Annotated in this window: 22 protein-coding genes; 14 read left to right on the top strand and 8 right to left on the bottom strand. The window is 58.0% G+C overall.

What is annotated here, in order from left to right; genetic code table 11:
• Positions 1-2 precede the first annotated feature (2 nt).
• Entirely contained in the window at positions 3-1,469 is a 1,467-nt protein-coding gene (locus BHE81_RS11090; protein WP_009307407.1) for a mannitol dehydrogenase family protein, read from the bottom strand.
• Between the two features lie 207 nt (positions 1,470-1,676).
• On the opposite strand from BHE81_RS11090, the gene uxuA reads away from it, so the two are divergent.
• The gene (uxuA, locus tag BHE81_RS11085) at positions 1,677-2,867 is read left to right on the top strand and encodes a mannonate dehydratase (protein WP_002912952.1); all 1,191 of its coding nucleotides are present in this window, start codon (positions 1,677-1,679) and stop codon (positions 2,865-2,867) included.
• A 70-nt stretch (positions 2,868-2,937) separates the two neighbouring features.
• Here uxuA and yeiP read toward each other — a convergent pair whose 3' ends face one another.
• On the bottom strand, positions 2,938-3,510 hold the full coding sequence (gene yeiP / locus BHE81_RS11080) for an elongation factor P-like protein YeiP (protein ID WP_002912951.1): 573 nt from the start codon (positions 3,508-3,510) through the stop codon (positions 2,938-2,940).
• Between the two features lie 147 nt (positions 3,511-3,657).
• Here yeiP and BHE81_RS11075 point away from each other — a divergent pair, with 147 nt between their 5' ends.
• Positions 3,658-3,912 carry a YkgJ family cysteine cluster protein gene (locus BHE81_RS11075; protein ID WP_004175066.1) on the top strand — a complete coding sequence of 85 codons (255 nt, stop codon included), beginning with the start codon at positions 3,658-3,660 and terminating at the stop codon, positions 3,910-3,912.
• Positions 3,913-3,951: 39 nt separating this feature from the next.
• Here BHE81_RS11075 and setB read toward each other — a convergent pair whose 3' ends face one another.
• On the bottom strand, positions 3,952-5,133 hold the full coding sequence (gene setB / locus BHE81_RS11070) for a sugar efflux transporter SetB (RefSeq protein ID WP_004151122.1): 1,182 nt from the start codon (positions 5,131-5,133) through the stop codon (positions 3,952-3,954).
• A 336-nt stretch (positions 5,134-5,469) separates the two neighbouring features.
• On the opposite strand from setB, the gene fruB reads away from it, so the two are divergent.
• Genes fruB through fruA form a run of 3 tightly spaced genes read left to right on the top strand, consistent with a single transcriptional unit; the run spans position 5,470 to position 9,250 of the window.
• Positions 5,470-6,600: a fused PTS fructose transporter subunit IIA/HPr protein gene (gene fruB, locus BHE81_RS11065; RefSeq protein WP_002912947.1), complete on the top strand. Its 1,131-nt coding sequence runs from the start codon at positions 5,470-5,472 to the stop codon at positions 6,598-6,600.
• Positions 6,601-7,539: a 1-phosphofructokinase gene (gene fruK / locus BHE81_RS11060; RefSeq protein ID WP_002912941.1), complete on the top strand. Its 939-nt coding sequence runs from the start codon at positions 6,601-6,603 to the stop codon at positions 7,537-7,539.
• 16 nt (positions 7,540-7,555) lie between these two features.
• Complete coding sequence (fruA, locus tag BHE81_RS11055; RefSeq protein WP_009307408.1) at positions 7,556-9,250, top strand: PTS fructose transporter subunit IIBC; 1,695 nt, start codon at positions 7,556-7,558, stop codon at positions 9,248-9,250.
• A 51-nt stretch (positions 9,251-9,301) separates the two neighbouring features.
• Here fruA and nfo read toward each other — a convergent pair whose 3' ends face one another.
• Both nfo and BHE81_RS11045 read right to left on the bottom strand, forming a co-directional pair.
• The gene (gene nfo, locus BHE81_RS11050) at positions 9,302-10,156 is read right to left on the bottom strand and encodes a deoxyribonuclease IV (RefSeq protein ID WP_002912937.1); all 855 of its coding nucleotides are present in this window, start codon (positions 10,154-10,156) and stop codon (positions 9,302-9,304) included.
• A gap of 71 nt (positions 10,157-10,227) precedes the next feature.
• Positions 10,228-11,277, bottom strand: coding sequence for a YeiH family protein (locus BHE81_RS11045; protein ID WP_002912935.1), 1,050 nt, complete (start codon positions 11,275-11,277; stop codon positions 10,228-10,230).
• A 265-nt stretch (positions 11,278-11,542) separates the two neighbouring features.
• On the opposite strand from BHE81_RS11045, the gene yieE reads away from it, so the two are divergent.
• The 3 genes from yieE to cirA all read left to right on the top strand — a co-directional run bounded on the left by yieE (position 11,543) and on the right by cirA (position 16,529).
• Complete coding sequence (yieE, locus tag BHE81_RS11040) at positions 11,543-12,409, top strand: DNA-binding transcriptional regulator YeiE (protein WP_002912932.1); 867 nt, start codon at positions 11,543-11,545, stop codon at positions 12,407-12,409.
• 178 nt (positions 12,410-12,587) lie between these two features.
• Positions 12,588-14,057 (top strand): amino acid permease, encoded by a 1,470-nt coding sequence (locus BHE81_RS11035; protein WP_002912929.1) that lies wholly within the window; start codon positions 12,588-12,590, stop codon positions 14,055-14,057.
• A 498-nt stretch (positions 14,058-14,555) separates the two neighbouring features.
• On the top strand, positions 14,556-16,529 hold the full coding sequence (gene cirA / locus BHE81_RS11030; RefSeq protein ID WP_110246504.1) for a catecholate siderophore receptor CirA: 1,974 nt from the start codon (positions 14,556-14,558) through the stop codon (positions 16,527-16,529).
• 70 nt (positions 16,530-16,599) lie between these two features.
• Here cirA and fghA read toward each other — a convergent pair whose 3' ends face one another.
• Positions 16,600-17,433: an S-formylglutathione hydrolase gene (fghA, locus tag BHE81_RS11025; RefSeq protein ID WP_009307410.1), complete on the bottom strand. Its 834-nt coding sequence runs from the start codon at positions 17,431-17,433 to the stop codon at positions 16,600-16,602.
• Positions 17,434-17,793: 360 nt separating this feature from the next.
• Here fghA and folE point away from each other — a divergent pair, with 360 nt between their 5' ends.
• The 6 genes from folE (at position 17,794) to mglC (ending at position 24,773) form a co-directional block, all read left to right on the top strand.
• A complete protein-coding gene (folE, locus tag BHE81_RS11020; RefSeq protein ID WP_002912924.1) occupies positions 17,794-18,462 on the top strand; it encodes a GTP cyclohydrolase I FolE in 669 nt (222 codons plus the stop codon).
• 15 nt (positions 18,463-18,477) lie between these two features.
• Positions 18,478-19,635, top strand: a complete 1,158-nt coding sequence (gene yeiB / locus BHE81_RS11015) for a DUF418 domain-containing protein YeiB (RefSeq protein ID WP_023301712.1) — start codon at positions 18,478-18,480, stop codon at positions 19,633-19,635.
• Positions 19,636-19,790: 155 nt separating this feature from the next.
• A complete protein-coding gene (galS, locus tag BHE81_RS11010) occupies positions 19,791-20,813 on the top strand; it encodes an HTH-type transcriptional regulator GalS (protein ID WP_002912919.1) in 1,023 nt (340 codons plus the stop codon).
• A gap of 296 nt (positions 20,814-21,109) precedes the next feature.
• A complete protein-coding gene (gene mglB / locus BHE81_RS11005; protein WP_009307413.1) occupies positions 21,110-22,108 on the top strand; it encodes a galactose/glucose ABC transporter substrate-binding protein MglB in 999 nt (332 codons plus the stop codon).
• A 118-nt stretch (positions 22,109-22,226) separates the two neighbouring features.
• Positions 22,227-23,747, top strand: coding sequence for a galactose/methyl galactoside ABC transporter ATP-binding protein MglA (gene mglA, locus BHE81_RS11000; RefSeq protein WP_002912876.1), 1,521 nt, complete (start codon positions 22,227-22,229; stop codon positions 23,745-23,747).
• 15 nt (positions 23,748-23,762) lie between these two features.
• A complete protein-coding gene (gene mglC / locus BHE81_RS10995) occupies positions 23,763-24,773 on the top strand; it encodes a galactose/methyl galactoside ABC transporter permease MglC (RefSeq protein ID WP_002912871.1) in 1,011 nt (336 codons plus the stop codon).
• Between the two features lie 69 nt (positions 24,774-24,842).
• Here mglC and sanA read toward each other — a convergent pair whose 3' ends face one another.
• Positions 24,843-25,559, bottom strand: a complete 717-nt coding sequence (gene sanA, locus BHE81_RS10990) for an outer membrane permeability protein SanA (protein ID WP_002912870.1) — start codon at positions 25,557-25,559, stop codon at positions 24,843-24,845.
• A gap of 275 nt (positions 25,560-25,834) precedes the next feature.
• Positions 25,835-26,719, bottom strand: a complete 885-nt coding sequence (cdd, locus tag BHE81_RS10985) for a cytidine deaminase (protein ID WP_110246505.1) — start codon at positions 26,717-26,719, stop codon at positions 25,835-25,837.
• Positions 26,720-26,814: the final 95 nt, after the last annotated feature.

Below are 26,814 nucleotides of genomic sequence, written 5' to 3'. Positions count from 1 at the left end.
TGTTAAGAATTCAGCGCGTGGGCGACGGCCTCGCGGGCGCCGTGCGTCGCCAGCTGTTGCCAGGCGGCGCGGATCCCGGCGACAAACTGGGCGTTGTGCGGCAGGTCGCGGCCAAATATTTCCTCCAGCCCCAGCAGGGCGTCGACGCGCTGCTGCTCATCGCTCTGCGCCACCCGCAGCCGGATCTTGTCGACCAGCGGATCGCGCACGTCGATCGTCTGACCGGCGTCGTCCGTGCCGCTGACGTAGCGCATCCAGCCGGCCACGCCGAGAGCCAGCAGTGGCCAACGGCTGTCGCGCGCCAGATGTACGCGGATGCCATCGAGCATGCGCTGGGGCAGCTTCTGGCTACCGTCCATGGCGATTTGCCAGGTGCGGTGTTTGAGCGCCGGATTGCTGAAGCGGGCGATGAGACTGTCGGCATAGGCCAGCAGATCAACGCCGGTAATGGTCAGCGTCGGAGCCTGTTCGTCAAGCATCAGCTGGCGGGCGGCGCGGCGGAAGACGTCATCCCGCATGCAGTCGCTAATGTGCGCATGCCCTGCCAGATAGCCAAGCCAGGCGAGGAAAGAGTGGCTGCCGTTGAGCATCCGCAGCTTCATTTGCTCCCAGGGCAACACGTCATCGGTCATCTGCACGCCCGCCGTCTCCCAGGCGGGTCGCCCGGCGACAAAGTGATCTTCGACCACCCACTGAATGAAGGGTTCGCAACTGATGGCGCAGGGATCGTCGACCCCCAGCACGGCGGCGATTTCCGCCAGCGACTCCGGTGTGGCCGCGGGAACAATGCGATCCACCATGGTGCCCGGGAAGCTGACGTTGTCGGCGATCCAGTCCGCCAGCGCCGGGCTGCGTTTTTCCGCCATGCCGAGGATGGCATTTTTTACCACGTGACCGTTGTCGGGGATATTATCGCAGGAGAGCACGGTAAAGGGCGGAAGGCCTCGTTCCCGGCGGCGGGCCAGCGCTTCAACTAAAATACCGGGAGCTGACTGCGGCAGCGTCGGATTCTCCAGATCGTGAATAATGCGCGGATGCGTCGGATCCAGTTTCCCGGTCGCCGGATCGATGCAGTAGCCTTTTTCCGTAATGGTCAGCGAGACAATCGCTACCTGCGGCTCGCAAAATTTTTCGATAATCGCCGCCAGCGAATCGAGCCTGGCGTTCAGACATTCGTGCACCGCGCCGATCACAATGGGCTGGTTGCCGTCGGCGCCTTTTTCCAGCACGGTAAACAGATGGTCCTGTTCGCGAAGTTGGCTCATCAGCGTGTCGCCGCTGAACAGACTGATTTCACAGATCCCCCAGTCGCCGCCGACGTTATTCAGCACGCGATCGGTGAGCAGCGCCTGGTGCGCGCGGTGAAACGCGCCAAAGCCGAAATGGACAATACGCGAGCGGAGTTGGCTGCGATCGTATTGAGGGTATTGCACGTTCTTCGGTAGCGTAGCGGTTGCAATTGTTGTCATTCTTCCCACACCTGTTTAACTGCTTATTAACAATGCCAGTCTAAAGTTATATGACAGGAAGTTAAATTGGTAAGCCGAAATTATCCGCTGACTGTGAGCTGGATCAATCAATAGGCCAGCACTGTTTGCAGCCAGGTGAGAAACATGTATGGTAGTCGTCATGAGTGTCGCCATTATTGGTATAACAACTTTTGTGAGGGCATAGCGATGGAGCAAACCTGGCGGTGGTATGGGCCGAACGATCCGGTATCGCTTGATGATGTACGGCAGGCGGGGGCGACCGGCGTCGTCACTGCGCTGCACCATATTGCAAACGGTCAGGTATGGCCGGTCGACGAAATTAAAGCGCGTCAGGCGCTGTTAGCGGCAAAAGGGTTGACCTGGTCGGTCGTCGAAAGCATTCCCGTCCACGAGGATATTAAAACCCACAGCGGGCAGTATGCGACCTGGATTGCCAACTATCAGCAGAGCATCCGCAACCTCGCGGCCTGCGGCATCGATACCGTGTGCTACAACTTTATGCCGATCCTCGACTGGACGCGCACCGATCTGGAATATGAGCTGCCGGACGGCTCCCGGGCGCTGCGTTTCGATCAGATCGCTTTCGCCGCCTTTGAGCTGCATATCCTTAAACGCCCGGGAGCGGAAGCGGATTACAGTGAAGAAGAGCAGCGTCAGGCTGAGGTCTATTTCAAGGCGATGAGCGAAGCAGATATCGATAAACTGACTCGCAATATCATCGCCGGCCTGCCGGGAGCGGAAGAGGGCTACACCCTTGACCAGTTCCGCGCACGTCTGGCGGAGTACGACCACATTGATAAAGCGCAGCTGCGTGAAAATATGGCCTATTTCCTGCGCGCCATCGTGCCGGTGTGCGAAGAGGTAGGGATCCGTCTGGCTGTGCATCCGGACGATCCGCCGCGGCCGATCCTTGGCCTGCCGCGTATCGTGTCGACTATCGAAGATATGCAGTGGCTGAAGGAGACGGTGGACAGCATTAATAATGGCTTCACCATGTGTACCGGATCGTATGGCGTTCGCGCCGATAACGATCTGGTGAAGATGGTGGAGACCTTTGGCGATCGCATCCATTTTACCCATCTGCGCTCTACCTGCCGTGAAGCAAACCCGAAAACCTTCCACGAGGCGGCGCACCTTAGCGGCGACGTCAATATGGTGGCGGTGGTGGATGCTATCCTGCGTGAAGAGCAGCGGCGTAAACAGGCCGGCGATCTGCGCCCGATCCCATTTCGTCCGGATCATGGTCATCAGATGCTCGACGATCTGCGCAAGAAAACCAACCCAGGCTATTCGGCGATTGGCCGTCTCAAGGGGATGGCGGAAGTGCGCGGCGTCGAGCTGGCGCTGAAAATGACCAAATACCCTGAACTGCTGTAATCGCGGCAATGGGGATAATAAAAAGGACAGCCAGCGCTGTCCTTTTTTACTGTCGGGGCGTTACCGATGATTAATCCGCGCGGCCCATATAGCGGCACTCTTCGATATGAATGCGGATTTTCTCACCGGTGGTCAGGTATTCCGGCACCTGAATCACCAGGCCGGTGCTCATGGTGGCTGGCTTGGTGCGGGAGCTGGCGGACGCGCCTTTAATACCCGGCGCGGTTTCGATAATTTCCAGGTCAACGGTCTGCGGCAGCTCCAGCGCCAGCAGCTGGCCGTCCCAGGTCAGCACCTGCATGTCTGGCATCCCACCTTCCGGAATAAACTGCAGCTCTTCTTCAATCTGCTCTTTGGTAAAGGTGTAAGGGGTATAGTCTTCTTTATCCATGAACACGTATTCGTTGCCATCGACGTAGGAGAAGTCGACGAAACGGCGGGTCAGGGTGACGGTATCGACGATATCGTCGCCTTTGAAGCGCTCTTCTACTTTCAGGCCGGTGCGCACATCGGAGAAACGCATTTTATACAGTGTCGCAGCACCGCGGGCGCTGGGTGACTGAATATCAATATTTTTCACAATCAGCAGCTTGCCGTTGTAATTCAGCACCATACCTTTTTTAATTTCATTCGCTCTTGGCATTGCAGTAATCCTGTCACTTAACGAGTCAAAAATATCGCGTAAAACTACTCGCGCCCGGGCGTTCAGGCAAGCGGATTTCGCGAGTTTTGCTATCTTCTGGCAAAACGTTTAGGCTGTGGCGCAAAATGAGCGTTTGGGAGTCGGGTTGTGGAATGTCGTACTGATTGTGGCGCATGTTGCATCGCCCCCTCTATATCATCGCCGATCCCCGGCATGCCGCAGGGCAAGCCGGCTAACACACGTTGTATCCAGCTTTCCGAGCGCAATTTATGCCTTATTTTCGGCTCCCCTCTGCGCCCGAAGGTGTGCGCCAGCCTGCAGCCCTCGCCGGAGATGTGCCTCACCCACCGCGATGAAGCGATCACCTGGCTGCTGGAGCTTGAGCTGGCCACCGCGCCCTGAGCTCAACGCAGCAGATGAGAGGGATGGAAACCAATGTGCTTACACGTCTCTTATCCGCCACAGGCAGGCCTGAGTGACAACGCCCATCGCCAGCGCAATCCAGAACACCGCGTGATAGCTCCAGATCTCCGCCACTACCCCCGCCAGTGAACCGGCGATGATCCAGCCGACGCGGGTAGTATTGGTATAGAGGGTGGTGGCCGCGCCCGCCTGCCCCGGCATCAGGTCCTGGAAATAGAGCATGCCGATCCCGGCGAGGATCCCGATATAGATGGCGTTCAGCACCTGCATCGCCAGCAGCAGCGCTGGCGTATGCACCGTCAGCATGCCGACGTAAAACAGCACCCCGGCCACTGCAGAAAGACGCATCAGAAAGCGTTTGCCGAAACGCCGGGCGTAGTAACCGGCAATCAGCATGGTCGGAATTTCCAGTCCGGCGGCGGTGCCCATCATCAGCCCCGCCAGCTTCTCCGGCAGATGCAGCTCGTTAATGATAAACAGCGGCATGTTAATGATGTACAGGCTGTTAGTACCCCACATCAGAGTGCAGATGCTGAACAGCAGCAGCGCATCGCGGCGATGCGTGCGCGGAGCTTCCAGCCGGCCGGTCGCTACCGGCTTTGCTTTACGCATGCTGGGCAAGAATAGCCAGACCATGATCCCGCAGACGATAAACGCCGCCGCGGCGCTGAGATACATCGCGGTAAAACCAAATCCCATCGCCAGGGCGTAGGCCAGCGGGGGACCAATCACCCATGCCAGGGAGACCTGGGCACGTAAAATGGAGCTGAACATCACCGCTTCGCGGCCGGTCCTGTCGGCATGCTCCCGCGCGAGGGCAAACATCTGCGGGTTGGCGGTCGATCCAAAGCTGCTGAGAAAAACGCCGATGAACAGCAAAATGAAATAGTTGCGGTTCCAGGCAAAGAGTACGCAGGCCAGCACCCCCAGCAGACAGCAGACGACAATCAGCTGCTTGCGATCGCCCTGACGGTCGGAGCGGCCGGCGAGGAACTGACTGACCAGAATGCCAATAACCGCGCTGCCGGTAAAAAAGAAACCGACCATCGCCGGGCGGACGTGCACTTCGTTGGTCAGAAACAGGCTCAGGGTCGGGGTTTGCAGCGCCCCGGCAATACCCGTCAGAAAGGCGACGATTAAGAAGGCGGAAGAGGTGACATCGAACCCGCGTCGGGGGAGAGCGGCGCTACGGTTTTCCATGGGTTTGGTTTTCTGTAGTTTCAGGAGACGGCGCGGAGTTTACGCCTGCTGGCTAAAAATAAACAGTAGTATGGCACGAATAATTAAAAAGGCGTTTCAAAATATAGGGTTCAGCAAAAAGCTGACGTTCGAGGCGGTCGACAGCTAAGGCTTCAGCAAAAGTGTGCAGTACCTCTAAGTTCTGCAATCAAGTCGCTGACGTACCTTGCGCGTTGAGCAAGAAAGGTACAAAATTCTTGAAACGTTTCAGCGTCATTCGGCAATCCGTTCCCCGTCAGATGGCGCCTTTTTTCTCAAGTTAGCTGAAACGATTCAATTCAGCAGGAGAGGAGAACCATGTTCCAGTTATCTGTGCAGGATATTCATCCCGGCCAGCAGGCCGGTAATAAAGAAGAGGCCATCCGGCAGGTCGCCGCCGCGCTGGTCAGCGCCGGCAACGTGGCCGATGGCTACGTGAACGGCATGCTGGCTCGCGAGCAGCAGACCTCGACCTTCCTCGGCAACGGGATCGCGATCCCGCACGGCACGACGGATACGCGTGACCAGGTGCTGAAGACCGGCGTTCAGGTGTTTCAGTTCCCGCAGGGCGTCACCTGGGGTGAAGGGCAGACCGCCTATGTGGCGATCGGGATTGCCGCCAGCTCAGATGAACACCTCGGCCTGCTGCGTCAGCTGACCCACGTGCTGAGCGATGACGCGGTCGCCGCGCAGCTGCAGTCCGCCACCACCGCGGAAGAGCTGCGTGCGCTGCTGATGGGAGAGAAGCAGAGCGAAGCGCTGAAGCTGGATAACGAGACCCTCAGTCTCGACGTCGCGGCCAGCGATCTGCTGACCCTGCAGGCGCTGAACGCGGCGCGTCTGAAAGAAGTTGGCGCTGTCGATGCCGCCTTCGTTAGCCACGTCATTAACGATACGCCGCTGAACCTCGGTCAGGGCGTCTGGCTGAACGACAGTGCGGAAGGCAATTTGCGCAGCGCCGTGGCGGTCAGCCGCGCGGCTAACGCCTTTACCCGCGACGAGCAGCCGGTTTCCCTGCTGGTCACGGTGGCGATGGCCGACGAGCAGCCGACCGCAGTGCTGAACCGTCTGAGCAAGCTGCTGCTGGACAAGAAAGCTGAACATTTGCTGAAAGCCGATGCCGCCACCGTGCTGGCGCTGCTGACCAGCGACGACGCCATTGCCGAAGATGTGCTGAGCGCCGAATTCGTGGTGCGCAATGAACACGGCCTGCATGCCCGTCCGGGCACCATGCTGGTCAACACCATTAAACAATTTTCCAGCGACATCACCGTCACCAATCTCGACGGTTCCGGCAAGCCGGCTAACGGTCGCAGCCTGATGAAGGTTGTGGCGCTGGGTGTGAAAAAAGGTCACCGTCTGCGTTTTACCGCGCAGGGTGAGGATGCGCAACAAGCGCTGGATGCGATTGGCGAAGCGATCGCCGCAGGCCTTGGGGAGGGCGCATAAATGAGCAGACGTGTAGCAACGATTACGTTAAATCCGGCATACGACCTGGTGGGATTCACCCCGGAGATTGAACGCGGCGAAGTGAACCTGGTGCGCACCACCGGCCTGCACGCCGCCGGGAAAGGCATTAATGTGGCGAAAGTGCTGAAAGATCTCGGCATTGACGTCACCGTCGGCGGCTTCCTGGGTAAAGACAACCAGGACGGCTTTCAGCAGCTGTTCAGCGAGCTGGGGATCGCCAACCGTTTCCAGGTGGTGCAGGGCCGGACCCGTATCAACGTTAAGCTGACGGAAAAAGATGGCGAAGTGACCGATTTCAACTTCTCCGGCTTTGAAGTCACCCCGGGCGACTGGGAACGCTTTGTCAACGACTCCCTGAGCTGGCTCGGGCAGTTCGATATGGTCTGCGTCAGCGGCAGCCTGCCGTCCGGCGTTAGCCCGGAAGCCTTCACCGACTGGATGACCCGTCTGCGCAGTCAGTGCCCATGCATCATTTTCGACAGCAGCCGCGAAGCGTTGGTTGCCGGACTAAAAGCGGCGCCGTGGCTGGTGAAACCGAACCGTCGCGAACTGGAAATCTGGGCTGGCCGCAAGCTGCCGGAGATGAAAGATGTTATCGACGCCGCCCATGCGCTGCGCGAGCAGGGTATCGCCCACGTGGTGATCTCCCTGGGCGAAGAGGGCGCGCTGTGGGTCAACGCCTCTGGGGAGTGGATTGCTAAACCACCTTCAGTGGAAGTGGTCAGCACCGTTGGCGCCGGCGATTCGATGGTCGGCGGCCTGATTTACGGCCTGCTGATGCGTGAATCCAGCGAGCATACCCTGCGCCTGGCGACCGCCGTCGCTGCCCTGGCCGTCAGCCAGAGCAATGTAGGAATTACCGACCGTACCCAGTTGGCCGCGATGATGGCGCGCGTCGACTTACAACCCTTTAATTGACAGCAGGAGAGGCATAATGAAAACGCTGCTGATTATTGATGCCGGACTCGGACAGGCGCGCGCCTACATGGCGAAAACCCTGCTGGGTGCCGCGGCGCCGAAAGCGCACCTTGAGCTGATTGATAACCCGAATGACGCCGAACTGGCCATCGTGCTGGGAACCGCGCTGCCGGCCGATAGCGCGCTGAATGGTAAAAACGTTTACCTGGGCGATATTAACCGTGCTGTCGCCCATCCGGAGCTGTTCCTGGGAGAAGCGAAAGACCACGCTAAGCCCTACGTTGCGCCTGCGGCGGTAGCCGTTCCGGCCGCCGCTCAGGGGCAGAAACGCATTGTCGCTGTCACCGCCTGTCCGACCGGCGTCGCCCACACCTTTATGGCGGCAGAAGCCATCGAAACCGAAGCCAAAAAACGCGGCTGGTGGGTGAAGGTGGAGACCCGCGGCTCCGTTGGGGCGGGCAATGCCATCACCCCGGAAGAGGTGTCCGAGGCGGATCTGGTGATCGTCGCTGCCGATATCGAGGTGGACCTGGCGAAATTCGCCGGCAAGCCGATGTACCGCACCACCACCGGTCTGGCGCTGAAGAAAACCGCCCAGGAGCTGGATAAAGCGGTGGCGGAAGCCAAACCGTACCAGCCATCCGGCAAACCTCAGGCGGCTGCTGAAGGGAAAAAAGAGTCGGCGGGCGCCTATCGCCACCTGCTGACCGGCGTCTCCTATATGCTGCCGATGGTAGTGGCCGGGGGCCTGTGTATCGCGCTCTCCTTTGCCTTCGGGATCAAAGCGTTTGAAGTGAAAGACACCCTGGCGGCGGCGCTGATGCAGATCGGCGGCGGCTCGGCCTTCGCGCTGATGGTGCCGGTACTGGCAGGCTTTATCGCCTTCTCCATTGCCGACCGTCCGGGTCTGACCCCGGGCCTTATCGGCGGTATGCTGGCGGTTAGCGGCGGCTCCGGCTTTATCGGCGGGATCATCGCTGGTTTCCTTGCCGGTTATGTGGCGAAAGCCATCAGCACGAAGCTGAAACTGCCGCAGAGTATGGAAGCCCTGAAGCCAATCCTGATCATTCCGCTGGTCTCCAGCCTGATCGTGGGTTTGGCAATGATCTATCTGATCGGTAAACCGGTAGCCGGTATCCTCGCCTGGCTGACCCACTGGCTGCAAACCATGGGCACCGCCAACGCGGTTCTGCTGGGCGCGATCCTCGGCGCGATGATGTGTACCGACATGGGCGGGCCGGTAAACAAAGCGGCCTATGCCTTTGGCGTTGGCCTGCTGAGTACCCAGACCTATGCGCCGATGGCGGCGATCATGGCGGCCGGTATGGTGCCACCGCTGGCGATGGGTATCGCGACGCTGGTAGCGCGCAATAAGTTCGACAAAGGGCAGCGGGAAGGGGGCAAAGCCGCGCTGGTTCTTGGCCTGTGCTTTATCTCGGAAGGGGCGATTCCTTTTGCCGCCCGTGACCCGATGCGCGTTCTGCCGTGCTGTATCGTCGGCGGCGCGGTAACCGGCGCTATCTCCATGGCGGTCGGCGCGAAACTGATGGCGCCGCACGGCGGGCTGTTTGTTCTGCTGATCCCGGGGGCGATTACGCCGGTGCTGGGCTACCTGCTGGCGATTGTTGCCGGAACGCTGGTGGCGGGCCTTGCCTACGCCGTGCTGAAACGCCCTGAGGCGCAAACAGCGGAAGTTGAAAAAGCGGCATAATCCTACCGCAATAAAAAAGGGCCGACTGTTCGGCCCTTTTTTTGTCTCTATTTACGCCACTTCGGCAATCTGCTGCGCCCGCAGCCAGGCAATCTCTTCCGCCCAGATATCCGGGTTGATGGTTTCCAGAATCAGCGGAATACCGTCGAAGCGGCTGTCCTGCATGATCCAGCTGAAGCAATCGTGGCCGATGTTGCCTTCCCCCAGGCTGTGGTGACGGTCGACCCGGCTGCCGAAGGCGCTCTTGGCATCGTTGAGATGCATGCCGCGCAGATACTGAAAACCGACGATGCGTTCGAAGGCGGCGAAGGTTTTTTCGCAGGCTTCGGCGCTGCGCAGGTCGTAGCCGGCGGCGAAAGCATGGCAGGTATCGATGCAGACGCCGACGCGGGATTTATCTTCCACGCCGTCGATGATGGCCGCGAGGTGCTCGAACTTAAAGCCGAGGTTGCTGCCCTGGCCAGCGGTGTTTTCGATCACCGCAGTAACGCCTTCGGTCTTCGCCAGCGCGATATTGATCGATTCGGCGATGCGCGCCAGGCACTCCTCCTCCGGGATCTGCTGCAGATGGCTGCCGGGGTGGAAGTTGAGCAGCGTCAGTCCCAGCTGCTGGCAGCGGGTCATTTCATCAATGAAAGCATCACGGGATTTTTCCAGCGCTTCTTCCACCGGGTGGCCAAGGTTAATCAGGTAGCTGTCGTGCGGCAGGATCTGCCCCGGGCCAAAGTGATACTTTTCACAGGCGGCTTTGAATTCGGCGATGGTCTCGTCGCTGAGCGGCGCGGCGCGCCACTGGCGCTGGTTCTTGGTGAAGAGGGCGAAGGCGGTTGCTTCGATTTCGGCGGCGCGAATGGCGGCATTGGCCAGTCCACCTGAGGCGCTCACGTGCGCTCCTACGTATTTCATAAAAAAACTCCAGTTAAAGCCGCTGGGGGGTGGGTAATGATAGCGGCTTAACTGGAGAAAGATGTAGTGCTTTATGCCATCAGGCTGTGGATAGCGACGTTAATGACCCCGCCGCCGACAATCAACCAGACGAACAGCATCAGCGCCATCAGCAGCGGTTTCGCCCCGGCTTTTTTCAGCGCGCTGACGTGGGTGGTGACCCCGAGGGCGGCCATTGCCATCGCCAGCAGGACGGTATCCAGCGTCACCAGCATATCCACCACGGCTTTCGGCAGCAGATGGAAGGAGTTAAACACCGCCACCAGGATGAACATAATGGCGAACCACGGAATGGTAATTTTACTTTTCTCGCCGTTGCCTGCCGGGGTCAGCTGTTTAACACGCGCCGCCAGGAACAGCAGGAACGGAGCCAGCATCATGACGCGCAGCATTTTGGCGATAACCGCCGCGTTCTCCGCGTCCGGGCTGACCGCATGGCCGGCGGCAACAACCTGCGCCACTTCATGCATGGTGGAGCCCATATAGATCCCGTAGGTCTCCGGGGTAAACCAGTGCGCCAGCAGCGGGTACATCGCCGGGTAGAGGAAGATGGCGATGGTACCGAAGATAACCACTGTAGCGACGGCAACCGTCACTTTACTGGCTTCGGCTTTGACCACCGGCTCGGTGGCGAGCACGGCCGCCGCGCCGCAGATGCTGCTGCCGGCGCCGATCAGCCAGCTGGTGTGTTTATCGAGACCAAACACTTTCTGGCCAAGGAAGCAGGCGATGAAAAAGGTACTGGAGAGCGTCAGAACGTCAATCAAAATACCGCTCACGCCGACGTCGGCAATCTGGGCGAACGTCAGGCGAAAGCCGTAGAGGATGATCCCCAGGCGCAGCAGATGCTGCTTGGCGAAGATCACCCCGCCGTCGCAGGGCTGCCAGATTTTCGGGTAGACCGTGTTGCCGACGACCATCCCGAACAGGATAGCGAGGGTCAGGGCGCTAAAGCCCGCGCCGGCGATGGCCGGGAAACTACCGGCCCACAGGGCGGCGCCGGTCAGAGCGGCGGTCAGCGCCAGGCCTGGGACAAAATGCCACAGGGAACGATGTTTGGTGGGTAAAGTGAGTGCTGTCATAACCTTCTCCTTTGTCTGCCTAAAGGTTACGACGCGCGGGATTAAATATAAAATTGATTATATGTTTATAATCAATCGTAATAAGTGGTTAATGGCCGCTTCGCCGGTTACAACGGGGCGAGAGCGGGTTAGGCAGAAGCGGGGCGGTCTCGCCGGCAAGACGATGATTTTGTGATATAAGCGGATTTTCCTTCCGTCAGCCGCCTCGATTTGTGTCACCATAGTAAGGAAGGTTATTCAGGTTGGATTACTAAACGGGTGGGTTATGCATATTACGCTGCGGCAGCTGGAAGTGTTCGCCGAAGTCCACAAGAGTGGGTCGACCACTCAGGCGTCACAGATGCTGGCGCTTTCGCAATCCGCGGTCAGCGCCGCGCTGACCGATCTGGAAGGGCAGCTCGGCGTGCAGCTGTTTGACCGCGTCGGTAAACGACTGGTGGTGAATGAGCATGGACGGCTGCTGTACCCGCGTGCGCTGGCGCTGCTGGAGCGGGCCCTGGAGATCGAGCAGCTGTTTCGCGGCGATAACGGGGCGATCCGAGTCTACGCCAGCAGCACCATCGGCAACTATATTATGCCGGAGATTATTGCCCGCTATCGTCATGACTTCCCGGATCTGCCGGTCGAGCTGAGCGTCGGCAACAGCCTGGACGTCATCAACGCCGTCGCCGACCTGCGGGTGGATTTCGGCCTGATTGAGGGGCCGTGCCATGCCGCCGATATTATTGCCGAGCCGTGGCTGGAGGATGAACTGGTGGTGTTTGCCGCGCCCAACTCACCGCTGCTGGCGGGGGAGGTGACCCTGCAGCAACTGGCTGAGGCGCCGTGGATCCTGCGCGAGCATGGCTCCGGCACCCGGGAGATTGTCGATTACGTTCTGCTGTCGCATCTGCCGGCGTTTCATCTGGGCATGGAGCTGGGTAATTCAGAGGCGATCAAGCACGCGGTCAGGCATGGCCTGGGCATCAGCTGTCTATCGCGGCGGGTGATTGCCGAACAGCTTGCCTCGGGCACGCTGGCGGAGCTGAAAGTGCCATTGCCCCGGCTGACGCGCACGCTGTGGCGGATCCATCACCGGCAGAAGCATATTTCTAAAGCATTACAACGTTTTCTGCACTATTGCCAGGTGTAGCAGCCCGGTTTTATCGCCTGATTACGGGGGGAATTCGCTGGCAATTCCGCAGGTTAGTGCTTTACTAATAATTTGCGGGCGATCATGAAGCTCTCTTATAACTTTGCATTTGTACCGGATGGAACCCCGATCGTCTGCTACAATCGCGCCTCATTTTTTGGATGGATAGCATTATCACATGGTTTCGGAAACTAAAACCACAGAAGCGCCCACGCTACGTCGTGAACTGAAGGCGCGCCACTTGACCATGATCGCCATCGGCGGTTCCATCGGTACGGGTCTTTTTGTTGCCTCTGGCGCAACCATTTCGCAAGCAGGTCCCGGCGGGGCGCTGCTGTCTTATATTCTGATCGGTTTGATGGTCTATTTCCTGATGACCAGCCTCGGCGAGCTGGCGGCGTTTATGCCGGTATCCGGTTCCTTCGCCACCTACGGGCAGAATTATGTTGAAGAAGGCTTCGGCTTCGCGCTGGGCTGGAACTACTGGTACAACTGGGCGGTGACGATCGCCGTTGACCTCGTGGCCTCACAGCTGGTGATGAGCTACTGGTTCCCCGACACTCCGGGCTGGATCTGGAGCGCCTTGTTCCTCGGCATCATGTTCCTGCTGAACTGGATCTCGGTGCGCGGCTTTGGCGAGGCGGAATACTGGTTCTCGCTGATAAAGGTAGCCACCGTCATTATCTTTATCATCGTCGGCGTGATGATGATTGTCGGCATCTTCAAAGGGGCGCAGCCAGCCGGCTGGAGCAACTGGGGGATCGCGGATGCGCCGTTCGCCGGCGGTTTCTCGGCGATGATTGGCGTGGCGATGATTGTCGGCTTCTCGTTCCAGGGCACCGAGCTTATCGGCATCGCTGCCGGTGAATCTGAAAATCCGGAGAAGAACATTCCGCGCGCGGTGCGCCAGGTCTTCTGGCGTATCCTGCTGTTTTACGTCTTCGCGATCCTGATTATCAGCCTGATCATTCCGTATACCGATCCGAGTCTGCTGCGCAACGATGTGAAGGATATCTCCGTCAGCCCGTTCACCCTGGTGTTCCAGCATGCTGGTTTGCTGTCGGCGGCGGCAATCATGAACGCCGTTATCCTGACTGCCGTGCTGTCGGCGGGTAACTCCGGGATGTACGCCTCCACGCGTATGCTGTACACCCTGGCCTGCGACGGTAAAGCGCCGCGTATTTTCTCGAAGCTGTCGCGTGGCGGCGTGCCGCGTAACGCGCTGTACGCGACCACCGTGATCGCGGCGCTGTGCTTCCTGACTTCCATGTTTGGCAACCAGACGGTGTACCTGTGGCTGCTGAACACCTCCGGGATGACGGGCTTTATCGCCTGGCTGGGTATTGCGATCAGCCACTATCGTTTCCGTCGCGGCTACGTCCTGCAGGGTAACGATATTAATAATCTGCCGTATCGTTCCGGGTTCTTCCCGCTGGGGCCGATCTTCGCCTTCGTGCTGTGCCTGATCATCACCCTCGGACAGAACTACGAAGCGTTCCTCAAGGACACCATTGACTGGGGCGGCGTGGCGGCGACCTACATCGGTATTCCGCTGTTCCTCGTCATCTGGTTTGGTTACAAGCTGGCGAAAGGCACCCGCTTTGTTCGCTACAGCGAAATGACCTTCCCGGACCGCTTTAAGCGTTAATCTTCGCGATTGTGCGATAAAAGCCCTCTGTGAAGAGGGCTTTATATTGCTGGCAAAGTGCAATCTTCAGGGATTGCCCGGCTGCGCTGCGCTTGCGCGGGCCTACAGATAACCGCGTAACTGATTGATATTGCGATGTTTCGTAGGCCTGGTAAGGCGGAAGCCGCCACCCGGCAGACATGTGAGCACAATAACGAAGACAGATTTGTCATCACCCGGAAGCCCTCTGAACAGAGGGCTTTTTTTATGTTTGTGCGGTTACAGCTTGTCACAATTCTTCATAATTATATTGATAATCGTAATCATTATCTTTATCATTTTCGCCCATTACGGATGAAGCCACTCCCCGTCTCTGCCGCTTGTACAGACTGACACCGGGCGACCAGCCACATCGACGAGAAAACAGCGCGAGCATGCCGCCGACAGAGCGGCAAGCCGCCAGCGCGTGTGAGCAGCACCTTGTTGTTTGTTTGGTTGTACACCTCATGGAGATTTGGAATGTTCAGGTTAAACCCTTTTATCCGGGCGGGATTGTCTGCGTCCGTCGTATCGTTGGCGTTTCCGGCTCTGGCCGATGTGAATGAAGAAACGCTGGTGGTGACCGCCTCGGCCACTGAACAGAATGTCAAAGACGCGCCGGCGAGCATCAGCGTCATCACCCAACAGGATTTACAACGCAAGCCTGTTCAGAACCTGAAAGACGTGCTGCGCGATGTGCCTGGGGTCCAGCTCACCAACGAAGGGGATAACCGCAAGGGCGTTAGCATCCGCGGTCTGAGCAGCAGCTATACCCTGATCCTGGTCGACGGCAAGCGCGTTAACTCGCGGAACGCCGTCTTCCGCCACAATGACTTCGACCTTAACTGGATCCCGGTGGATGCTATTGAGCGTATCGTAGTGGTGCGCGGCCCGATGTCCTCCCTTTACGGCTCCGATGCGCTCGGTGGGGTGGTCAACATTATTACCAAAAAAATCGGCCAGAAATGGACCGGGACGCTGAGTGCTGATACCACTATTCAGGAGCACCGCGATCGCGGGGATACCTATAACGGCCAGTTCTTCACCAGCGGCCCGCTGATCGACGGCGTACTTGGAATGAAGGCCTACGGCAGCCTGGCAAAACGCGCCAAGGACGATCCGCAGTCATCCAGTAATGCCACCGGCGAGACGCCGCGCATCGAGGGCTTCACCAGCCGCGATGGCAATGTTGAATTCGCCTGGACGCCGAACGAAAACCACGATTTTACCGCAGGCTACGGCTTTGACCGTCAGGATCGCGATTCCGATTCCCTTGACCGCAACCGCCTTGAGCGGGAGAACTACTCTCTGAGCCATAACGGCCGCTGGGATATCGGCAACAGCGAGCTCAAGTTCTACGGCGAAAAGGTGGATAACAAAAATCCAGGGCAGAGCGGGACTATTACCTCGGAAAGCAATGCCATCGACGGCAAGTATGTCCTGCCGCTGGGCATGATTAACCAGCTGGTGACCTTCGGCGGCGAATGGCGCCACGACAAACTGAAAGATCCGGTCAACCTGAGCAGCGGCGGCCAGTCAACGTCGGCTAGCCAGTACGCCCTGTTTATCGAAGACGAATGGCGCATCATCGAGCCGCTGGCGCTGACCACCGGCATTCGTATGGACGACCATCAGACCTATGGCGATCACTGGAGCCCGCGCGCCTATCTGGTGTATAACGCCACCGATACCGTCACCGTCAAAGGCGGCTGGGCGACGGCGTTTAAAGCCCCGTCGCTGCTGCAGCTTAACCCCGACTGGACCACCAACTCCTGCCGCGGCTCGTGCAGCATCGTCGGTAACCCGGATCTGAAACCGGAAACCAGCGAAAGCTTCGAGCTCGGTCTCTACTACCGCGGGGAAGAGGGCTGGCTTGAAAATGTCGAAGGCAGCATCACCACCTTCCAGAATAATGTCGACGACATGATCGACGTTCTGCGCACTTCCAGCGCCAGCGAAGCGCCGGGCTACCCGAACTTTGTCGGCTGGAAAACCGTCAACGGCAAGCGCGTGCCGATCTTCCGCTATTTCAACGTCAACAAAGCCCGCATCAAAGGGGTGGAGACGGAGGTGAAGATCCCGTTTGGCGATGAGTGGAAGCTGACGGTGAACTACACCTACAACGATGGTCGCGATCTGAGCAATGGCGGCGACAAACCGCTGCAGACGCTGCCGTTCCATACCGCCAACGGCACGCTCGACTGGAAACCGCTGGACGACTGGTCCTTCTACGTGACGGCCAACTATACCGGCCAGCAGCGCGCGGTGAGCGCCACCGGCAAAACGCCGGGCGGCTACACCCTGTTTGACGTTGGCGCGGCATGGCAGGTGACCAAAAACGTGAAACTGCGCTCCGGGGTGCAGAACGTGGGTGATAAAGATCTGAGCCGGGACGACTACAGCTATACCGAAGAAGGCCGTCGCTACTTTATGGCGGTGGATTATCGCTTCTGATTGCCGGCGCTAAAACGCGTCCTGTAGGCCTGAACATGCGCCGCGAAGCAGCTTCGCGGCGCATTGGCGTTTAGCCAAAGAGATGCTGCGCATGGAAGCGCAGATGGTCTTCAATAAACGAGGCAATAAAGTAATAGCTGTGGTCGTAACCGGGCTGGATGCGCAGCGTTAACGGCCAGGCCTTCTGCCGCGCGACCTCCGCCAGTACCGCCGGCTGCAACTGTCCGGCAAGGAATGGATCGTTGTCGCCCTGATCGATAAGCGTCGGCACGGCGTCCTCCGGCCGGCTGGCCTGCATCAGCGCGCAGCTGTCCCAGGAGTGCCATGCCGATTCATCCGCGCCGAGATAGGCGGTAAACGCTTTCTTGCCCCACGGGACCTGGGAGGGATTGACTATCGGCGCGAAGGCGGAGACGCTGGCGTAGCGGCCGGGATTTTTGAGCGCCATGATGAGCGCGCCGTGGCCGCCCATCGAGTGGCCGCTGACGGCGCAGCGTTCGCCGACGCTAAACTCGCTACGAATAAGCGCGGGCAGTTCGTCACGCAGGTAATCGTACATTCGGTAGTGCGCCGCCCAGGGCGCCTCGGTGGCGTTCAGGTAGAAGCCGGCGCCTTGTCCGAGATCGTAACCGTCGACGTTGGCCGCCTCGTCACCGCGCGGGCTGGTATCCGGCATCACCAGCGCGATGCCCAGCTCGGCGGCAATGCGCTGGGCGCCCGCCTTGGTGGTAAAGTTCTCATCGTTACAGGTCAGCCCCGACAGCCAGTACAGCACCGGCGGCGGCGTTTCGCGCTCAGGCGGTAAAAAAATGCTGAACGTCATGGCGCAGTTCAGGACAGGGGAGTGATGACGCCAGCGTTGTTGCTGGCCGTCAAAACAGCGATGCTCTTCAAGCAGTTCCATGCAAGGCTCCTCGGAAGGGATGTGCGCGTAAACGTTCATAATACAGATATTTCATTAGCCGGTGAGCAACTTTCACTTTCTCCTTTTGAGAACTTACTGCATCATTAATGCAACTTATAGCCAACATGCCGGTGTAGCGACGGCGCTTATGAATGCGTACAGCGGTTGGAACATTCCGGATACGGCGATAAGGATTTGGCGTTGCGCCTGAGGCATGGCTTCGCTCCCTAATAAAAGGCAGCGCCAATTTCAATAATTATCGTTACGGCTACTGGATTCTGTGCGCCACCTCACGCACAATGAATACAAACTTTGCCCCCAGAAAAAGCAAAGAGCGCCACACCTGCAGGAGAAACATAAATGTCATCACTGAGTAAAGAAGCCGTCCTCGTTCATGAAGCGCTGGTCGCTCGTGGGCTGGAGACGCCGATGCGTGCGCCAGTACAAGAAATTGATAACGAAACACGCAAGCGTTTGATTACCGGTCATATGACCGAGATTATGCAACTGCTGAATCTGGATCTGAGTGATGACAGTCTGATGGAGACCCCGCATCGCATCGCCAAAATGTATGTCGATGAGATCTTCTCCGGGCTGGATTATTCTCGCTTCCCGAAAATCACCGTCATTGAAAACAAAATGAAGGTCGATGAAATGGTCACCGTGCGCGATATCACCCTGACCAGCACCTGCGAACACCATTTCGTTACCATCGATGGTAAAGCGACGGTAGCCTATATCCCGAAAGATTCGGTGATCGGCCTGTCGAAAATCAACCGCATCGTGCAGTTTTTCGCCCAACGTCCGCAGGTCCAGGAGCGTCTGACGCAGCAGATCCTGATCGCGCTGCAGACGCTGCTCGGCACCAACAACGTGGCGGTATCCATTGACGCGGTGCATTATTGCGTGAAGGCGCGCGGCATTCGCGACGCGACCAGCGCCACCACCACCACCTCTCTCGGCGGCCTGTTTAAATCCAGCCAGAATACCCGCCAGGAATTCCTGCGCGCAGTACGTCACCACAACTAAAACGGAGCAGGGTGCATGGAGAGAAATGTCACGCTGGACTTTGTCCGCGGCGTCGCCATCCTCGGTATCCTGCTTCTCAATATCAGCGCCTTCGGCTTGCCGAAGGCCGCTTATCTCAATCCCGCCTGGTCAGGAAGCGCGTCCCTTAGCGATGCCTGGACCTGGGCGCTCCTCGACCTGCTGGCGCAGGTGAAGTTTCTCACCCTGTTCGCGCTGCTGTTTGGCGCCGGTCTTCAGCTATTGCTTCCGCGAGGGAAGCGCTGGATCCAGTCGCGGCTGACGCTGCTGGCGCTGCTCGGTTTCATTCACGGTCTTTTTTTCTGGGATGGCGATATTCTGCTGGCCTATGCCCTGGTGGGGCTGGTGAGCTGGCGCATGGTGCGTGAGGCGCACCATATCAAATCGCTGTTCAACACCGGGGTGGTGCTCTACCTCACCGGCATTGCGGTGCTGGTCCTGTTGGGGATGATCTCCGGGACCGCGGCGAATCGCTCGTGGGCGCCGGACGCGGCGAACCTGCAGTATGAGCAGTACTGGAAGCTGCACGGTGGCATGGAGGCCGTCAGCAACCGGGCGGATATGCTATCTGACAATCTGCTGGCGCTGGGCGCGCAGTATGGCTGGCAGCTGGCGGGGATGATGCTGATGGGCGCGGCGCTGATGCGCAGCGGCTGGCTGAAGGGACAGTTTAGCCTGCGTCACTACCGGCGTACCGGCGCGCTGCTGGTGGCGGCCGGCATGGCGGTCAATCTGCCGGCAATATTCGCCCAGTGGTATCTGGCCTGGGACTATCGCTGGTGCGCGTTTTTACTGCAGGCGCCGCGCGAACTTAGCGCCCCGCTGCAGGCTATCGGCTATGCCGCGCTGGCCTGGGGCTACTGGCCGCAGCTCTGCCGTTTCCGCCTGGTGGGCGCTATCGCCTGCGTCGGACGCATGGCGCTGACCAACTACCTGCTGCAGACCCTGATCTGCACCACCCTGTTTTATCATCTTGGGCTGTTTATGCGCTTCGATCGTCTGCAGCTGCTGGCCTTTGTCCCCCCCATCTGGGCCGTTAACCTCCTTGTCTCATCGCTCTGGCTGCGCCGCTTCCGCCAGGGGCCGGTGGAATGGCTGTGGCGTCAGTTAACCCTGCGTGCGTCAGGCACATCATTGAAAGACACATCCAGATAACGATCTCGATCACAATCATTAACAAAACGGATGTAAACGTTTCCAGCCGTGTGACCTCACTCACGCAGCGGACCGCGGGTCGCTGCCAGAATAGCCTCCTTGCTAAGCACAGGAGGTGAATGTGACGTGCTGTAATTCTCTTAAGGTTGCTGAGTATGATCACCATTCGTGATGTCGCCCGCCAGGCGGGCGTTTCCGTGGCCACCGTGTCGCGGGTGCTGAATAACAGCGCGCTGGTGAGTCCGGATACGCGCGACGTGGTGATGAAAGCGGTGACCCAACTGGGCTACCGGCCCAACGCCAACGCCCAGGCGCTGGCCACCCAGGTCAGCGATACCATCGGCGTGGTGGTGATGGACGTCTCCGACGCCTTCTTCGGCGCGCTGGTGAAAGCAGTGGATACCGTTGCTCAGCAGCATCAGAAATATGTGCTGATCGGCAACAGCTATCACGAGGCGGAAAAAGAGCGTCACGCCATCGAGGTGCTGATCCGTCAGCGCTGCTCGGCGCTGATCGTCCATTCGAAAGCGCTGAGCGATGATGAACTGAGCGACTTTATGCAACATATCCCGGGGATGGTGCTGATCAACCGCATCGTGCCGGGGTATGCCCATCGCTGCGTCGGACTCGACAACGTCAGCGGCGCGCTGATGGCCACCCGTATGCTCCTCAATCATGGTCACCAGCGCATCGGCTATCTCTCCTCAAACCACGGTATTGAAGATGACGATATGCGCCGGGAAGGGTGGAGCAAAGCGCTGCAGGAGCAAGGCATCATCGCCCCGGACAGCTGGATCGGTTCCGGCTCCCCGGATATGCAGGGCGGTGAAGCGGCGATGGTCGAACTGCTGGGGCGCAATCTCGGCCTCACCGCGGTGTTTGCCTATAACGACAGCATGGCGGCCGGCGCGCTGACGACGCTGAAGGACAACGGCATTGTCGTGCCGCAGCATCTGTCGCTGATTGGCTTTGATGATATTCCTATTTCCCGTTACACCGATCCTCAGCTCACCACCGTGCGCTATCCGGTAATGTCGATGGCAAAGCTGGCCACCGAGCTGGCGCTGCTGGGGGCGGCCGGCAAGCTGGATCGCGAGGCAACGCACTGCTTTATGCCGACGCTGGTGCGCCGTCATTCCGTTGCCCAGCGGCAAACTGTGGGGCCGATCACTAACTGACGCGATCGCGGGATGTAACCGCTTTCAATTTGTGAGTAAATTCACAGTATATTAACATTCGCCTGATTATGATGGCAGCGTTTACCAGTCTGAACCACGAGGTGATGGATATTCCTCACTTTATTTAGTAGGAACAAGGCGTTAAGCGAGTTTTACAGTCGTATTTTTCTGGAGCGTTACCTGACACGGAAGACCGAATTTTCGTCGTGAAATGCGTTGTGCGGTAACACTAATGCAACAAATCCCGCCTGCATTTTCTCACAATAATGACCCTGCATAATAAAACCGGAGATTCCATGAATAAGAAGGTGTTTACCCTGTCTGCTGTAATGGTTGGTCTGTTATTTGGCGCCGCCGCACACGCAGCAGATACCCGTATCGGCGTGACGATTTATAAATATGACGACAACTTTATGTCGGTAGTGCGTAAGGCGATTGAAAAAGATGGCAAATCCGCGCCAGACGTCCAGCTATTGATGAATGATTCGCAGAACGACCAGTCGAAACAAAACGATCAGATTGACGTGCTGCTGGCGAAAGGCGTGAAGGCGCTGGCGATTAACCTGGTTGACCCGGCCGCCGCAGGTACGGTGATTGAAAAGGCGCGCGGGCAGAATATTCCGGTGGTGTTCTTCAACAAAGAGCCTTCCCGCAAAGCGCTGGATAGTTATGACAAGGCTTATTACGTCGGTACCGACTCGAAAGAGTCGGGGATTATTCAGGGCGATCTGATCGCCAAGCACTGGAAAGCCAACCCGAACTGGGATCTGAATAAAGACGGTCAGATCCAGTACGTCCTGCTGAAAGGCGAGCCGGGCCATCCGGATGCGGAAGCGCGTACCACTTACGTTATTAAAGAGCTGAATGATAAAGGTCTGAAGACCCAGCAGCTGCAGCTGGATACCGCGATGTGGGATACCGCCCAGGCGAAAGACAAAATGGACGCCTGGCTCTCCGGCCCGAATGCCAACAAGATTGAAGTGGTGATCGCTAACAACGACGCCATGGCGATGGGCGCGGTTGAAGCGCTGAAAGCGCACAACAAGAGCAGCATTCCGGTGTTCGGCGTTGATGCCCTGCCGGAAGCCCTGGCGCTGGTGAAATCCGGCGCGATGGCCGGTACTGTGCTGAACGATGCCAACAACCAGGCAAAAGCGACCTTCGAGCTGGCGAAAAACCTTGCCGACGGGAAAGACGCCGCGGCAGGCACCAACTGGAAAATTGACAACAAGATTGTTCGCGTCCCCTACGTGGGCGTCGATAAAGACAACCTGAGCCAGTTTACCGGCAAATAATCGTGATGTGAGTTGCGGGCGTGGGTTATCCACGCCCGATTATTCCTGATACAGAACCAGACTCCTGCTGGCGCTAGTGCGCCGGACGGGGCTTGCATGAACGCAGCCAGGTATAACTATGGTCAGCAATAATAGCGAACGGTCAGGCGAATATTTGTTGGAGATGAGCAACATCAACAAATCGTTTCCTGGCGTCAAGGCTCTTGATAATGTCAACCTGAAGGTTCGTCCGCACTCCATTCATGCGTTAATGGGTGAGAACGGCGCCGGTAAATCGACATTATTAAAATGCCTTTTTGGGATCTATCAAAAAGATTCCGGTAGCATTCTTTTTCAGGGAAAAGAGATCGATTTCCATTCGGCGAAAGAAGCCCTGGAAAACGGTATTTCGATGGTGCATCAGGAATTAAACCTGGTATTACAGCGTTCGGTCATGGATAACATGTGGCTCGGGCGCTATCCAACTAAAGGCATGTTTGTCGATCAGGACAAAATGTACCGGGATACCAAGGCCATTTTTGATGAGCTGGATATTGATATCGATCCGCGCGCCCGCGTCGGTACCTTATCGGTATCTCAGATGCAGATGATTGAGATCGCGAAGGCGTTTTCCTATGACGCCAAAATCGTCATCATGGATGAGCCGACGTCATCGCTGACGGAAAAAGAGGTCAACCATCTGTTTAAGATCATCCGTAAGCTGAAAGATCGCGGCTGCGGTATCGTCTATATCTCGCATAAAATGGAAGAAATTTTCCAATTGTGCGATGAAATAACCATCCTGCGCGACGGCCAGTGGATCGCCACCCAGCCGCTGGAAGGGCTGGATATGGATAAGATCATCGCCATGATGGTCGGGCGTTCGCTTAACCAGCGTTTTCCGGATCGCGAAAACACTCCGGGCGAAGTGATCCTCCAGGTGCGCAATCTCACCTCGCTGCGCCAGCCCTCCATTCGCGATGTCTCCTTTGACCTGCATAAGGGCGAAATTCTCGGTATCGCCGGCCTGGTGGGCGCTAAACGCACCGACATCGTGGAGACCCTGTTCGGCATCCGTGAGAAGGCCAGCGGCACCATCACGCTGCACGGCAAGAAGATCAACAACCACAGCGCCAACGAGGCGATAAACCACGGTTTTGCGCTGGTGACCGAGGAGCGGCGCTCTACCGGGATTTACGCCTATCTGGATATCGGGTTTAACTCGCTGATCTCCAATATTAAGAAATATAAAAACAGCGTCGGCTTGCTGGATAACTCGCGAATGAAGAGCGATACCCAATGGGTTATTGACTCGATGCGCGTCAAAACCCCCGGTCAGCATACGCAGATTGGCTCGCTTTCCGGTGGTAACCAGCAAAAGGTCATTATAGGCCGCTGGCTGCTGACCCAGCCGGAGATCCTGATGCTGGATGAGCCAACGCGCGGTATCGACGTCGGCGCCAAGTTTGAAATCTATCAGCTGATTGCCGAACTGGCTAAAAAAGACAAAGGGATCATTATTATTTCTTCCGAAATGCCGGAACTGCTGGGGATTACCGACCGCATTCTGGTGATGAGCAACGGCCTGGTCGCGGGCATTGTTGAGACTAAAACCACCACGCAAAACGAAATACTGCGTCTTGCGTCATTGCACCTTTAAGATCAGGGGCTTCACATGAGTGCGTTAAATAAAAAGAGTTTTCTCACTTACCTGAAAGAGGGTGGGATATATGTTGTCCTTCTGGTCCTGCTGGCCATTATTATTTTCCAGGATCCGACATTTTTAAGTCTGCTCAACCTGAGTAATATTCTGACCCAGTCCTCGGTGCGTATTATTATTGCCCTCGGCGTGGCCGGACTTATCGTCACGCAGGGGACCGACCTCTCCGCCGGCCGTCAGGTGGGTCTGGCGGCGGTGATTGCCGCCACCATGCTGCAGGCGGTGGATAATGCCAATAAGGTATTCCCGGATATGGCGACCATGCCGATCCCGCTGGTGATCCTGCTGGTGTGCGCCATCGGGGCGGTCATCGGCCTGATTAACGGGATCGTCATTGCCTACCTGAACGTGACGCCGTTTATTACCACTCTCGGCACCATGATTATCGTCTACGGCATTAACTCGCTGTACTACGACTTCGTGGGCGCGTCGCCGATCTCCGGCTTCGACAGCCACTTCTCCCATTTCGCGCAGGGGTTTGTGGCGCTGGGCTCCTTCCGCCTGTCCTACATTACCTTCTACGCGCTGATTGCCGTCTTCTTTGTCTGGATCCTGTGGAACAAGACGCGCTTTGGCAAAAACATTTTCGCTATCGGCGGTAACCCGGAAGCGGCGAAGGTCTCCGGGGTTAACGTAGCGTTAAACCTGCTGATGATCTATGCCCTCTCCGGCGTGTTCTACGCCTTCGGCGGCCTGCTGGAAGCCGGACGTATCGGTTCGGCGACCAATAACCTCGGCTTTATGTATGAACTGGACGCCATCGCCGCCTGTGTGGTGGGCGGCGTATCGTTCAGCGGCGGGGTAGGGACGGTGTTTGGCGTGGTGACCGGGGTGATTATCTTCACCGTCATCAACTACGGCCTGACCTATATCGGCGTCAACCCTTACTGGCAGTACATTATTAAGGGGGCGATTATTATCTTCGCCGTGGCGCTGGACTCCCTGAAATACGCCCGTAAGAAATAAGATTGAACGCATCAAAAACCCGCGCCTGGCGCGGGTTTTTTTTATCTGAAACGAATGCGTTGATGGAGGCTACTTTTCTTTCTGCAGCTCCAGCAGCTGCTCCGGGGTGACGGCCGGGTAGGATTGGGCGTCATCCGGCACGTCATGCTGCTGCGCCGGAATCGGGATGAGAGGGCCGAGAAAGCGCGGTTCCCGTTTGAAGATATAGAGATCCGCCAGCGCGCCAAAGCGGGCGCCGAACTCGCGCAGCCGCACGCTCCACATATCCTTCGGCGACGGCACCGCGTAGCACTGGGCCTGGATCCCCATATGCAGGGCGATAAACAGCGCCCGTTCGCAGTGGAAGCGCTGGGTGATGATAATGAAGTCGTTGGTGTCGAACACTTTCCGGGTACGGACGATCGAGTCGAGGGTACGGAAACCGGCATAGTCCAGTACGATATCTGCGGGATCGACGCCGCCTTTAATCAGGTCCCGACGCATGGTCATCGGTTCATTGTAGCTTTGCAGAGCATTATCGCCGCTCAGCAGGAGATAGTTGACCTTGCCGCTGTTGTAGGCGTTCAGCGCACCCTGGATGCGGTAACGGTAATACTGATTGATGACGCCGGTGCGGTAATATTTGGCGGTGCCCAGCACCACACCGACCTGACGGTAGGGCAGGTCCTGCAGTTCATCATAGATATAGGGCGCGGTTTTCCAGCTCATCCAGCGGTCAAGGCCCAGCACGGTCAACAGCAGCAGGCCGAGCAGGACTAACAGGCTGTAGAACGCACGCTTTAACATGAACTTGGCTCAATAATAGACAACGGAGTCTTCAGGCTACTTTACCCGCCGGGTAAGCGCAAGAAACCCGCGTTTGATTGCGGGGATTTTCAGCAATATAGACAGATCGCCGAATGCAGGCCGGGTAAGGCGTGAGCCGACACCCGGCATAGGGATCTTCAGGTCGCCATGGCGCGAACCGTAGGTCGGGTAAGCGTAGCGCCACCCGACACCTAACGGTATAAAAAGTCGGCCGGATAAGCCGAAGACGCCGTCCGGCAATCTGCTCAGGCTGATCAACCTAACAGGACGCGCTCAATATTGTGGCAGCCCAGCGCCTTCAGGGTGGCGACGGTGGCATCCCACTGGATCAGCGCCGCGTCGGCTTTCTCCGCCAGGATTGCCCGCTGGATAGCGGGATAATCATAGCCGTTGAGGCTCAGGAGATTCAGCGCCCCCTGCAGCGGCGGCAGCGTCGGGTTGAACGCTGCGTTTTCCGCATAGCTACCGCTGAAAATGGTACCGTCTTTCAGCTCCAGCGCCACGCCGGAAGGCGAGTGGCTATAGGGCGCATGGCAGCGGTTGGCGGCCTGAATAGCTGCCTGGGTTAGGGCATCGCCGCTGACCGGGAAGCCATGGTCCTGTTCATCCATCAGCAGGGTTTTGATCTCGAGGTCTTTCGGGCCAAAGGCGTCCGGCAGATAGTGCTCCAGGGCATGCGCTTCGCGACCCGGCAGATGAATGCGCAGCGCCAGCCCGCTGTTCAGTTCGTTCATAAACTGACGGCAATGACCGCACGGCGTGTAGTTCACCGTGATAGCGCGCAGGGAGGTCTCGCCGCGCAGCCAGGCGTGGCTGATGGCGCTCTGTTCCGCGTGAACGGTCTGCTGCATGGTAGCGCCGAGAAACTCCATATTGCCGCCAAAGTACCAGCGGCCGCTGACGCCGCGGGCGATAGCCCCGACGTTAAAATGAGAAAGGTCGGGGCGCGCGCAGGCAGCGGCAAGCGGCAGTAGCGCAAAAGCCAGCGCGTCTTCGTCCAGAACTGTCGCATGCTGCAGCGTCGCCACCTGATCGGCTTCGAGCAGCGCCGGGAAATGCGGGTCGGCGAGCATCGGGGCGATGGCCGCCTGCAGATCTGCTGCCAGAGTCGTCAAAGCAGCTTGAAAACGTGAGTGCATAGCGTTGCCTCATAACAGTGTAATGGGAAGCCAGTGTACGGGCGGCCAGCGGTTCCATATGTGATGAATATCTCATTCTTTATGCAACTCCGATT

Source organism: Klebsiella sp. AqSCr (assembly GCF_008452795.1).
Classification (GTDB): Bacteria; Pseudomonadota; Gammaproteobacteria; order Enterobacterales; family Enterobacteriaceae; genus Klebsiella; species Klebsiella pneumoniae.
The sequence above is the reverse complement of the archived record's forward strand: the minus strand, read 5'-3'. Positions and strand labels throughout refer to the sequence as shown.

Coding starts and splice junctions, on each gene's coding strand:
- galS (WP_002912919.1), top strand. CDS start 19,791: ATGATCACCATTCGTGATGTCGCCCGCCAGGCGGGCGTTTCCGTGGCC.
- mglB (WP_009307413.1), top strand. CDS start 21,110: ATGAATAAGAAGGTGTTTACCCTGTCTGCTGTAATGGTTGGTCTGTTA.
- cdd (WP_110246505.1), bottom strand. CDS start 26,719: ATGCACTCACGTTTTCAAGCTGCTTTGACGACTCTGGCAGCAGATCTG.
- yieE (WP_002912932.1), top strand. CDS start 11,543: ATGCATATTACGCTGCGGCAGCTGGAAGTGTTCGCCGAAGTCCACAAG.
- yeiB (WP_023301712.1), top strand. CDS start 18,478: ATGGAGAGAAATGTCACGCTGGACTTTGTCCGCGGCGTCGCCATCCTC.
- fruB (WP_002912947.1), top strand. CDS start 5,470: ATGTTCCAGTTATCTGTGCAGGATATTCATCCCGGCCAGCAGGCCGGT.
- mglC (WP_002912871.1), top strand. CDS start 23,763: ATGAGTGCGTTAAATAAAAAGAGTTTTCTCACTTACCTGAAAGAGGGT.
- uxuA (WP_002912952.1), top strand. CDS start 1,677: ATGGAGCAAACCTGGCGGTGGTATGGGCCGAACGATCCGGTATCGCTT.
- fruK (WP_002912941.1), top strand. CDS start 6,601: ATGAGCAGACGTGTAGCAACGATTACGTTAAATCCGGCATACGACCTG.
- yeiP (WP_002912951.1), bottom strand. CDS start 3,510: ATGCCAAGAGCGAATGAAATTAAAAAAGGTATGGTGCTGAATTACAAC.
- fruA (WP_009307408.1), top strand. CDS start 7,556: ATGAAAACGCTGCTGATTATTGATGCCGGACTCGGACAGGCGCGCGCC.
- cirA (WP_110246504.1), top strand. CDS start 14,556: ATGTTCAGGTTAAACCCTTTTATCCGGGCGGGATTGTCTGCGTCCGTC.
- BHE81_RS11035 (WP_002912929.1), top strand. CDS start 12,588: ATGGTTTCGGAAACTAAAACCACAGAAGCGCCCACGCTACGTCGTGAA.
- folE (WP_002912924.1), top strand. CDS start 17,794: ATGTCATCACTGAGTAAAGAAGCCGTCCTCGTTCATGAAGCGCTGGTC.
- setB (WP_004151122.1), bottom strand. CDS start 5,133: ATGGAAAACCGTAGCGCCGCTCTCCCCCGACGCGGGTTCGATGTCACC.
- BHE81_RS11090 (WP_009307407.1), bottom strand. CDS start 1,469: ATGACAACAATTGCAACCGCTACGCTACCGAAGAACGTGCAATACCCT.
- BHE81_RS11045 (WP_002912935.1), bottom strand. CDS start 11,277: ATGACAGCACTCACTTTACCCACCAAACATCGTTCCCTGTGGCATTTT.
- sanA (WP_002912870.1), bottom strand. CDS start 25,559: ATGTTAAAGCGTGCGTTCTACAGCCTGTTAGTCCTGCTCGGCCTGCTG.
- fghA (WP_009307410.1), bottom strand. CDS start 17,433: ATGGAACTGCTTGAAGAGCATCGCTGTTTTGACGGCCAGCAACAACGC.
- nfo (WP_002912937.1), bottom strand. CDS start 10,156: ATGAAATACGTAGGAGCGCACGTGAGCGCCTCAGGTGGACTGGCCAAT.
- mglA (WP_002912876.1), top strand. CDS start 22,227: ATGGTCAGCAATAATAGCGAACGGTCAGGCGAATATTTGTTGGAGATG.